Genomic DNA, 724 nt, shown 5'->3' on the forward strand with positions numbered 1-724 from the left:
CGGTTGCGGATGGTCAGGCCCTTGATGGTCAGCGGTTTCAGAAGCGCGTCGGCATTGGCGATCACGGGACGACTCCCGAAGGCTGAGGGCGTGAGAACGAAGGCTTCCGGACGCTGAGAAGGGGCGTCAGCGTTCGATGACGAGGTCGCTCGTCGGCTTGGAGCAGCACAGGAGCGCCATGCCGGCATCGATCTCGCGCTGGCGGATGCCGCCCGCATGCGTCATTGCGACGGTGCCCTTGACGACCTTCGACTTGCAGGTGCCGCACAGGCCCTTGGCGCAGGAGGAGGGCAGGCGGATGCCGGCCTTGCGGGCGGCGTCGAGGATTGTCGCGTCCTCCGGGCAGTCGAGCACCCGGCGGGTCTTGGCGAACTCGACCCGGAAGGTCCGGACCGTCGGGGCGGCCCCGGCGTCGGTATCGAGGGCACGGCTCGCCTCCACCACGGCCTGCTTGTCAGCCTCCGGCAGGGCGCCGAAGTCGAAGCTCTCCTCGTGGTGCCGGGCCATGTCGAAGCCGGCGTCGCGCAGCATCGCCCGCACGGCGTCCATGTACGGTCTCGGCCCGCAGACGAAGACCTCGCGCTCGGCCCAGTCCGGCACGGCCTGGGCGAGGATGTCGAGGGAGAGGCGGCCTCTCAGTCCCGTCCAGGCCTCGTCCGGCCCATCGGACTCGCAGACCGCATGAAAGCGGAAGGCCGGATCGAGCCGGGCCATCGTCTCCAGC

1 protein-coding gene is annotated in these 724 nt (G+C 69.8%); it reads right to left on the bottom strand.

Features of this window, described 5'->3' with window-relative positions; genetic code table 11:
* Nucleotides 1-126: 126 nt before the first annotated feature.
* On the bottom strand, nt 127-724 hold a 598-nt coding region (locus VQ03_RS30300), incomplete at its 5' end, for a flavin reductase family protein (RefSeq protein WP_048454651.1).

Origin of the sequence: Methylobacterium tarhaniae, assembly GCF_001043955.1 — a bacterium.
GTDB lineage: Bacteria > Pseudomonadota > Alphaproteobacteria > Rhizobiales > Beijerinckiaceae > Methylobacterium > Methylobacterium tarhaniae.